At 61.6% G+C, this 7,974-nt stretch carries 7 protein-coding genes; 3 read left to right on the forward strand and 4 right to left on the reverse strand.

Annotated features, from left to right (window positions below; all coding sequences use genetic code 11):
- Positions 1–50 precede the first annotated feature (50 nt).
- The 4 genes from YUO_RS0125030 to YUO_RS0125045 form a co-directional block, all read right to left on the reverse strand.
- Positions 51–689: a TetR/AcrR family transcriptional regulator gene (locus YUO_RS0125030; RefSeq protein ID WP_028349736.1), complete on the reverse strand. Its 639-nt coding sequence runs from the start codon at positions 687–689 to the stop codon at positions 51–53.
- A 15-nt stretch (positions 690–704) separates the two neighbouring features.
- Positions 705–3,815: an efflux RND transporter permease subunit gene (locus tag YUO_RS0125035; RefSeq protein ID WP_028349737.1), complete on the reverse strand. Its 3,111-nt coding sequence runs from the start codon at positions 3,813–3,815 to the stop codon at positions 705–707.
- Positions 3,816–3,931: 116 nt separating this feature from the next.
- Entirely contained in the window at positions 3,932–4,390 is a 459-nt protein-coding gene (locus tag YUO_RS0125040; protein WP_028349738.1) for a nuclear transport factor 2 family protein, read from the reverse strand.
- A gap of 41 nt (positions 4,391–4,431) precedes the next feature.
- Positions 4,432–5,544, reverse strand: coding sequence for an efflux RND transporter periplasmic adaptor subunit (locus YUO_RS0125045; RefSeq protein WP_028349739.1), 1,113 nt, complete (start codon positions 5,542–5,544; stop codon positions 4,432–4,434).
- A gap of 215 nt (positions 5,545–5,759) precedes the next feature.
- Here YUO_RS0125045 and YUO_RS0125050 point away from each other — a divergent pair, with 215 nt between their 5' ends.
- From YUO_RS0125050 to YUO_RS0125060, 3 genes are all read left to right on the forward strand, one after another.
- Positions 5,760–6,338: a TetR/AcrR family transcriptional regulator gene (locus tag YUO_RS0125050; protein WP_028349740.1), complete on the forward strand. Its 579-nt coding sequence runs from the start codon at positions 5,760–5,762 to the stop codon at positions 6,336–6,338.
- 31 nt (positions 6,339–6,369) lie between these two features.
- Complete coding sequence (locus tag YUO_RS0125055) at positions 6,370–7,221, forward strand: alpha/beta fold hydrolase (RefSeq protein WP_028349741.1); 852 nt, start codon at positions 6,370–6,372, stop codon at positions 7,219–7,221.
- 85 nt (positions 7,222–7,306) lie between these two features.
- On the forward strand, positions 7,307–7,974 hold a 668-nt coding region (locus tag YUO_RS0125060), incomplete at its 3' end, for a beta-ketoacyl synthase N-terminal-like domain-containing protein (RefSeq protein WP_035727578.1).

The following is a 7,974-nucleotide window of genomic DNA, read 5'->3' on the forward strand; positions in this document are numbered from 1 at the left end:
TGGTCGAAGCCAAGCTGGGCCGTGAGCAAGCATGTCGGCGCGCGAATGCATCAGGCCTGAATACGGCAGACTGCTTGGTCGGACTTGCTGAGAGCTCTGCGGATCAAGCGAATCTGGCCACGCAGGCCTGCTTCGGTATCTTCGCCGTGTTGAACGCAGTGCTCGATCAGAATCGGATGGAAGAACGCCATGAACGCGGACTTGACCGCTCGTGCGGCTTCGGCGGCATCTTCGACCTCGAACTCTCCGGCTTCGATCCCATCGCGTATGATCGCCTCTAAGATCGTCACCATCTGTTCGGTGTGCGCCTTGATGATCGCCCAGTTCCCCTGCATGGCGGCGACAATCAGGTCGTGCATGTGCCTTTGCTTGACCAGCGTCATCTTGTTGTGGCGGTGAACTGCGGTCAGGAGCTGATCGAGTTTCTCCATGGCCGGCGCGTTCGTGCGTGCGATCGCAGATCCGATGTCAGCAACCTCGTTCAAGACACGCCCGCAGATCGACTCGTTGATCGCATCCCTGGAGGAAAAGAAACGGTAGACATTCGCCGGGCTCATGCCGAGTTCAGAGGCGATGTCGGCCATCGACGTCTTGTGGTAACCGATGCGGCGAAAGTGCTCCTCCGCCACCTCCAAAATGCGCGCGCGCGCCTCATCGGGATCAGTTCCCGTTCGGACCGGACGATTCATGGATCCAACAGAACCCTACTCGGCAGCCATTGCTGTTTGCAATTCCGATTCCTCCGTCGAATCCTCATGGATCTCATCTGCAGTCGCCTTAACCCGAAACCACGCGGCGTAAAGCGCAGGAAGGAACAGCAGGATCAGCACCGTGCCGACCGCGGTGCCGCCGATCAGCGTATAGGCCATCGATCCCCAGAAGACGGAATGCGTGAGAGGGATGAAGGCCAGCACGGCGGCAAGTGCGGTCAGGATCACCGGCCTCGTGCGTTGCACCGTGGCCTCGATGACGGCGTGATAGTCGTCAAGGCCGGCAGCACGGTTCTCCTTGATTTGTTCGGTCAGGATCAGCGTGTTGCGCATCAGGATGCCGGCCAGTCCTATCAGGCCCAGAATGGCATTGAATCCGAAGGGCTGGTTGAAAGCGAGCAACGCGGGCACGACGCCGACAAGTCCAAGCGGTGCTGTCAGCATGACCATGGCCATCGTCGAGAAGGATCGCACCTGCAGCATGATGACGATCAACATGGCGGCGATCATGGCGGGAAAGACCGTCGCCAACGCGTCATTGGCCTTGGTTGCCTCCTCGATCGATCCGCCCAATTCGATGCGATAGCCGGCCGGAAGGGATGCGATCAGCGGCTGAAGGGCCGTCTTGATCTCCTTAGAGACCTCTGGAGGCTGGGTTGCCTCATTGATATCAGAGCGAATCGTGACGACGGGTGTGCGATCGCGGCGCTTCATAATCGGCTCTTCCAGACGGACTTGCGAATGGCCGATCTGGTCGAGCGGAATCGGGCGGCCGTCCCGGCTCATCAATGAGAAATCCGCCAGCCGCGCCGGATCCAGCCGCTCGCCGCCGGCGCTGCGTGCCACGATGGGGACATTGCGAATGTCCTCGCGGACCTGCGTAACGGGGATGCCAGTGAGGAGGAACTGGAGTTGTCGGCCCACCTCCGCTGGCGAGAGGCCGATGAGGTTCAGTCGATCCTGATCCGGGATGAAGCGGAGCACGGGTGTGCGATTGCCCCAATCGCGGTTCGCTTGTCGCACATCGGGAACGCCACGCATGATACCGAGCGCTTTTTCAGAGATAGCGTACAATTGCGCGGGATCAGGCCCCATGACCCGAAACTCGACCGGGAACGGCGTGTAGGGTCCGAACACAAGCTGCGTGACGCGCACATTGGCCTCAGGCGCAAGCCCATCTGACACCGCCTGTCGGAGCCGGTGCTTCAAAGCCTCGCGCGCCTCCGCGTCCGGTGTAAGCACGACGATCTTGGCGAAGGCCGGATCAGGCAGCTCCGGCGCCATCGCGAAGAAGAAGCGGGGAGCGCCCTGACCGACATAGCTCGTGACGATCTTGGCCTCCGACTGGTCCTGCAGCCAGTGTTCGAGCTTCTCGACTGTGGCGGTCGTCGTCTCAATGCTGGTGCCTTCCGGCAGGCGAACCTCCACCAGCACTTCGGGGCGGTCGGACGTCGGGAAGAACTGCTGCTTGACCGCGCCCATGCCGACGACGGAAAGCGCGAAAGCGATCGCGACGATGCCGCTGGTTACGAACTTGTGACGCACAGCGAACGTGATGAGCCCTCGCAGGCGCTGATAGTTCGGTGTGCCGTAAATCGCGTGGTGACCGCCTTCGATCGGCTTGATCGCAGGCAGCATCTTGACGCCAAGATAGGGCGTGAAGATCACCGCGACGATCCAGGAGACGATGAGGGCGAACCCCACGACCCAGAAGATGTTGCCGGCGTATTCGCCGGCCGTCGAGCGCGCGAAGCCCACCGGCAGGAACCCGGCGACCGTCACGAGTGTGCCCGACAACATTGGCGCCGCAGTGTGGCTCCACGCGTAGGCCGCCGCCTTGATGCGGTCCATGCCCTCTTCCATTTTCACCACCATCACCTCGATGGCGATGATGGCGTCGTCCACGAGCAGACCAAGCGCCAGGATGAGGGCGCCGAGCGTGATGCGGTCGAAGAACCGGCCGGTTTCCAGCATGATGAGGAACACGACGGCAAGCGTCAGAGGGACGGCAGCCGCCACGACGATGCCGACGCGCCAGCCGAGGCTGAGCAGGCTCACCAGCAGCACCACGCCGAGCGCCATCGCAAACTTCATCATGAATTCGTCAACCGCCGAGGTGATGTTGACGGCCTGATCGCTGACCTTGGCCAGAGTCATCCCGAGTGGCAGCGTCCGAGCGATAGCTGCGGATCTCTCCTCGAGCGCCTTGCCGAGCGCGAGACCATCCCAGCCCTCTTGCATAACCGCCGCGAGCATGACGGAGGGCTCACCCTGGTGTCGGATGAGGTAGGTGGGAGGATCCTCGTAGCCGCGGCGCACTTCGGCGATGTCGGAGAGTTTCAGTGTCCGCCCCGCAGCGACGATCGGCGTGTCGGCGATTGCCTGGACGCTGTCATAAGCGCCGTCGACCCGGATGAAGACCTGCGGCCCCTTGGTGTCGATCGAGCCTGCCGGTGTGACGGTGTTCTGCCGCTGCAAGGCGGCAACAATATCCTGTGCCGACACGCCGAGGGTTGCCAGTTTGGCATAGGAAAACTCGATGAATATCTGTTCGGGACGTTCGCCGAGGATGTTGATCTTCTTGACGCCGGGCACGTGCAGGAGATCCTGGCGAATGGTCTCGGCTTGCCTGGCGAGTTCCCGCATCGGCATGCCCTTCGCTTTGAGGGCATAGAGGGCGAAGCTGACGTCCGAATATTCGTCGTTGACGAAGGGGCCGAGCACACCAGAGGGCAGCTTGCGCGCTTCATCCCCAAGCTTCTTGCGGGCCTGGTAGAACTCCTCCTGCACGCTCGATGGCGGTGTGCTGTCCTTCAGCGTAACCGTCATGTACGCATAACCTGGCCGTGTGGTCGTCTCCACCCGGTCGTACCAGGTCAGCTCCTGAATCCGCTTCTCCAACGGTTCGGCGACCTGGTCCTGCATCTCGCGCGCCGTCGCGCCTGGCCATACCGTCGTGACCGTCAGGGTCTTGATGGTGAAGGAGGGGTCTTCCGCCCGCCCGAGCATGACGAAGGCGTAGGCGCCTGCCGCCGCCAGCAGGACGATGAAGAACAGGGTGACGGCCCGTTCACGAACGGCGATCGCGGAAAGATTGAAATTCATCACTTGGCCACTCCTAATCCTAGACGTTCGTCCTGGCGCTCACGCCGTCCTGCAGCAGGTGGGCGCCGAGTGAACCGCGCTTTTCTAAGGAACGCGGGCCTCTGGCTGCGCATCTGCTAACTTACAATTGGTTCGGCGACAGCTTCTTTGAGGCCGGCTGCCGCTTGGGCCGCAAGCCCACGGGCCGCCTCCTGTGAATCTTGAAATTCCTCGAGTGCATAAACTCTACCCCACCGCAGGGTGAACACGTGGAGACCACGGTTGACGTACGACGTGTCGCCGCTGAGCAGCGTTGCGGTGGCGTCCCACTGGACAAACACGGTGGTGTGCCACGGCCAGCCTTTCACCCAGATGTTGTTGACCGTGATATGGAGAGTGGGCTGGACGCGGCCGAGGCGCTCAAACCAGCGGCGCAGCGCTTCTTTGTCGTGGCGCTCACCAGCAAGCGCGTGGGCGCCGGAAACGCGGTGATGGACATCCGGCGCGACCGCTTTCACCGCGTCATCCCAGCGGTGGTTGTTGACGTGGTCGAAGGTCTTTCGGATTTCTTTCTTGACAATGTAGCTGTATAGCATTTGCCGTCCTCCGACGGTGATCGCGGAAAGATTGAAGCTCGCTAGTTTCCGTTGTTTTCAGATGCAGTCCTGACGCGAGCGCCCTCCTGGAGAAGGTGAGCGCCGAGGGCAACAACCGCATCACCAGAGCTCACTCCGGAGATCACGGCGGTTTCGCTGCTTACTCGAACAAGCTTGACTGGCCGAAAGCGTACGCTTGAGGTGGCGCTATCCAGGACCCACACACCGGTCTTCCGGCCGTCATCGAGCACGGCTCCCAGCGGGACCTGGACTTCCGGCTGATTCGCCTGGCTTGCCAGCCGAATGGTTACCGTCGCGCCAAGCGGTGCTGCCGCGGCCTCACCGTCGAGCACATAACGGGCCTCATAGGTACGGGTCTGAGCATCGGCGGAATCCGACAACTGCCGCAGATGCGCCATATAGCGCCGCCCATCGGCCTCCCCATACACGCTGGCCTCGGCCACGGAGCCAATCGCTGGCCGGATCGTTTCGGGAAGTGCGACTACAGCTTCGCGGGGGCCGGCCTTGGCGATCCGAACGACTGTCTGGCCGGCAGAGACGACCTGCCCGGGCTCGCCAAGCGTTTCGACCACCGTTCCGTCCGCATCCGCAACCAGGACCGAGTAGGTTGCCTCGTTCTCGGCGACCCGCGCATCCGCTTCGGCGGTGGCGAGTTGCGCCTCGGCCGTATCCAACGCGGCCTTCGCTTGCTCGTAGCGCTGTCGGGAAGCCCACCCGTTGCTCACCAACTTGGCGTATCGCTGTTCATCCGCGTCGGTCTGCACAACAGATGCTCGTGCAGCTGCAACGGCGTTGCGCTTTGCCGTGACCGCAAGGCGAAGGTCGGTTTCGTCGATCCGCATCAGCGGCTCACCGGCTTTGACCTGCTGACCGGTATTCACAAGCCGTTCCACAATCTTGCCGGCGACGCGAAACCCGAGGTTGCTCTGCACCCTCGCCCCGATGATGCCCGTGAAACCGCGTTCGGACCCGGCCACCCGAGTTGCCGTCGCTACTCTGACGATCGGAGGTTCCTGCCTCGGGTCGCGCGCCGCGGAGGCTTCTCGGCCGGGAATAGCAAGAGTGGCGAAGACGGCTGCTCCGGACGCCGCGATCAGGACACCTGCCAGGACCGCAAGTCTGCTCATTCTCATTGCCATCTCCATTCCATTTAGATTGCGTTCGAACTCTATAATAAGCTTAGAAGTCGTTCGCAATCTAAATTGGGGTAATTCACGAGGACGTGATCCACAGAAAACCAGCCGTTTTCGGCCCCCTGCGAAGCCAATCCAGCCCGCCCACTTGATAGATTGCACTCGCACTCTATTTTTGATATAGAGTTCGAGCGAAATCCAAATGGAGGTCCATAATGCGGGTAAGTCGCGCCCAAGCCGCGGAGAACCGCCAAACCGTAATCGATGTGGCAAGTCGCCTCTTCAGGGAGCGCGGCTTTGACGGCATCGGGCTCAAGGATCTGATGGAGGGGGCCGGGCTAACCCAAGGCGCCTTCTACAAACAGTTCGCGTCAAAGGAGAACCTGACGGTCGTGGCGTCCAGGCGCGCATTGGAGAGCGCTTCCGCCCGATGGTCGGACGCGGCCACGCAGAATCCTGACGATCCGCTTGGCGCGGTGATCGCGTTTTACCTCAGTGGCGACCATCGCGGAGAAAAGATGGACGGCTGCCCGATCGTGGCGCTCGGCTCAGATGCTGCCCGACAGGGCACCGATGTGAAGGCGGAATTCGAAGCGGGAATAAAGGCGCATCTCGACGTGCTCGGCCGCTTCATCGCCGGGACCGGCGATGATGCTTCCCGCGGTAAAGCCATGGCCATTCTCGCAACGATGGTCGGCGCGGTGACGCTATCGCGCGTCGTCAATGACCCTGATCTGGCTCAGGCCCTTTTGGATGCCGCGGCCGAACAGGTTCGGGACGTCGCTGTCGCTTGAAAGCGCGTGCCCTCAAAGCAGGGAGGATCGAATGCTCAGCATGACTGAAGCCAAACCAAGTTTGCTGAAAATATCGGATAAGCTGAGCGTACGTTTTCAAAAGACCGGCAGCGGGCCTCCGCTGCTCCTCATACATACGATCCGGACGCAGCTCGAATATTTCCGCAGTCTGGCGCCCCTCCTCGCGAGATCACACACGGTGTACGCCATTGACCTCCCAGGCCACGGACACTCACCAATAGATCCAGGCGCGAGCTTCGACGAACCCTACTTCAGGCAGGCCGTCATTCGTTTCATCGAGGAGCTAAACCTCTCGGCCGTTACGATTGTTGGCGAGTCGATCGGCGGGACATTGGCCCTTACAGTGGCTGCGTCGCTTCCGCAGCGGGTGAAGCGGGTCTATGCGATCAACCCCTACGACTACGAGACCCGCTACGGGGACGGCATTCGACGCGGCAACTGGTTCGCGAATTTTATCATCGGAAGTTTGCAGATCCCGGTGCTCGGCGCGATGAATGCATCGCTCGAAAACAAGATGGTCCTCGGCAAGATCATGGGCGGCGGATATCACGACCCCGGCAAACTGCCGGCCGATTTGCTAGCCGAGTTCGATGAAGTGGCTCACCGCCCGGGATACAAGCGGATCGCACGCAAAGTGCTGGCAGGCTGGCGATCCTGGAGCAAGGCCCGCGATTACTACCGGCAGATCTCGGCGCCCGTGACCCTGATTTATGGCGATAGCGATTGGTCTCGGCCAAATGAACGGGAACGCACACGGTCGCTGATCCCTGCCTCGCAGATGGTGACGCTCAAAAATACCGGCCACTTCTCGGCTGTTGAAAATCCGTCGGAGCTGGCCCGCGTGATAACGGAGACAGAATGACCGCAATGATTCGACAAGAGCCTTCGCAAGCAGATGGGATTGCCGGCTTAACCGGTCGCCAAGTCGAATTCGAAAGTCACTGATCATGCGTCGCGTCGTCGTTACTGGGTTGGGATTGGTATCACCGCTGGGTTGCGGCAGCGAATTGGCATGGTCCCGGCTGCTCTCGGCCCGCTCAGGACTTGCCGCACTCCCGGAGTGGGCGGCCACCCTTCCCGCACGAGTTGCCGGAATCGTCCCAACGAAAGCCGACGACCCATACGGTGGTTTCGATCCGGATGCGATCGTTGCCCCCAAAGATCAACGAAGGATGGATCGCTTCATCCTGTTCGCACTGGCCGCCACGGCCGAGGCCACAGCGCAAGCGGCATGGTTGCCTTCCGACGCACACTCGCTGGAGCGCACGGCGACCGTGATCGCATCGGGCATCGGAGGCTTTCCAGCGATCGTCGAGGCGGTTCGCACCACCGATCAGCGCGGTGTTAAGCGCCTCTCGCCCTTCACCGTGCCGTCCTTTCTGGCAAATCTTGCGGCCGGTCATATCTCCATCCGCTACGGCTTCAAGGGTCCCATCGGTACGCCGGTCACCGCTTGCGCTGCGAGCGTGCAGGCGATCGGCGATGCTGCACGCCTCATCCGAACCGAAGAAGCGGACGTTGCAATTTGCGGTGGCTCGGAAGCCTGCATCGATCTCGTGAGCCTCGGCGGCTTCGCCGCCGCCCGGGCTCTTTCGACGGGCTTCAACGAAACGCC

The organism is Bradyrhizobium murdochi (genome assembly GCF_000472965.1).
Classification (GTDB): domain Bacteria; phylum Pseudomonadota; class Alphaproteobacteria; order Rhizobiales; family Xanthobacteraceae; genus Bradyrhizobium; species Bradyrhizobium murdochi.

What these genes read in the sequence shown, in the direction of transcription:
- YUO_RS0125055 (WP_028349741.1), top strand. Translation starts at nt 6,370, where the DNA reads ATGCTCAGCATGACTGAAGCCAAACCAAGTTTGCTGAAAATATCGGAT.
- YUO_RS0125040 (WP_028349738.1), bottom strand. Translation starts at nt 4,390, where the DNA reads ATGCTATACAGCTACATTGTCAAGAAAGAAATCCGAAAGACCTTCGAC.
- YUO_RS0125050 (WP_028349740.1), top strand. Translation starts at nt 5,760, where the DNA reads ATGCGGGTAAGTCGCGCCCAAGCCGCGGAGAACCGCCAAACCGTAATC.
- YUO_RS0125045 (WP_028349739.1), bottom strand. Translation starts at nt 5,544, where the DNA reads ATGAGAATGAGCAGACTTGCGGTCCTGGCAGGTGTCCTGATCGCGGCG.
- YUO_RS0125035 (WP_028349737.1), bottom strand. Translation starts at nt 3,815, where the DNA reads ATGAATTTCAATCTTTCCGCGATCGCCGTTCGTGAACGGGCCGTCACC.
- YUO_RS0125030 (WP_028349736.1), bottom strand. Translation starts at nt 689, where the DNA reads ATGAATCGTCCGGTCCGAACGGGAACTGATCCCGATGAGGCGCGCGCG.